Below are 1,307 nucleotides of genomic sequence, written 5' to 3' on the forward strand. Positions count from 1 at the left end.
CCAGACATCCTGCTTCATATCGACGGCGCCTGGCGGCCGGCGCGTTCCGGCAAGACCATTCCCGTCATCGACCCGGCCAACGAGGAAACGATCGGCCAGGTGGCCTGGGCCGAAGTGGAAGACCTCAATGAGGCGCTTGCGGCCGCCGAGAAGGGCTTCAAGACGTGGCGGGCAACCTCCGCCTTCGACCGCGCCCAGGTGATGCGGTCGGCAGCCGCCCTGCTGCGCGAACGGGCCGGCGACATTGCCTTTCTGATGACGCGCGAGCAAGGCAAACCGCTTGCCCAGTCGAAGGGCGAGATCCTTGGCGCCGCCGACATCATCGAGTGGTTCGCCGAGGAGGGAAAGCGGGCCTACGGCCAGATCATTCCGCCGCGCGCACCCGATGTCACCCAGATGACCGTCAAGCTGCCGGTCGGTCCGGTTGCCGCCTTCACGCCCTGGAACTTCCCGATCAACCAGGTGGTGCGCAAGCTGTCGGCGGCGCTGACCACCGGATGCTCGATCATCGTCAAGGCGCCCGAGGAAACGCCGGCGTCGCCGGCCGAACTCATCCGCTGCTTCGTCGATGCCGGGCTTCCGGCCGGCGTCGTCAACCTTGTCTACGGCGTGCCCTCGGTCATCTCGGAATACCTGATCGCCCATCCGGTGATCCGCAAGATGTCGTTTACCGGCTCGACCCCGGTCGGCAAGATGCTGGCGGCCCTTGCCGGCCAGCACATGAAGCGCGCGACGATGGAACTGGGCGGGCATGCGCCTGTCATCGTCACCGATGATGCCGATGTCGAACGCGCCGTCGCCATCATGTCCGCCAGCAAGTACCGCAATGCCGGCCAGGTCTGCGTGTCGCCGACCCGCTTCCTCGTGCAGGAGCGCGTCGCCGATCAGTTCCTCGACGGCTTCGTCGCCGCCTCGAAGACGATCAAGGTCGGCAACGGTCTCGAAGCCGGCGTCGACATGGGGCCGCTTGCCAACGAGCGGCGCATCCCGGCGATCGAAAGCCTGGTTGCCGACGCGCTCGAGCATGGTGCCCGATTGGCGACCGGCGGCCATCGCATCGGCAACCGCGGCTACTTCTTCGAGCCGACGGTTCTGGCGGACGTGCCGCTTTCCGCCCGGATCATGAACGACGAGCCGTTCGGCCCGGTCTCGATCATCAATCGCTTCCATGATCTCGACGAGGCGATCAACGAGGCCAATCGCCTGCCCTTCGGTCTTGCGGCCTATGCCTTTACCGGATCGGAGCGCAGCGCCCACCGCCTGGCAAGCGAGGTCGAAAGCGGAATGATTTCGATCAACCATCTGGG

At 66.0% G+C, this 1,307-nt stretch carries 1 protein-coding gene; it reads left to right on the forward strand.

What is annotated here, in order from left to right; genetic code table 11:
- Nucleotides 1-1,307, forward strand: a 1,307-nt coding sequence (locus ASE71_RS24410; RefSeq protein WP_060634977.1) for an NAD-dependent succinate-semialdehyde dehydrogenase, incomplete at both ends; no start/stop codon positions are given.

Source organism: Ensifer sp. Root954, from assembly GCF_001429005.1.
In the GTDB taxonomy this organism is placed as follows: Bacteria; Pseudomonadota; Alphaproteobacteria; order Rhizobiales; family Rhizobiaceae; genus Ensifer; species Ensifer adhaerens.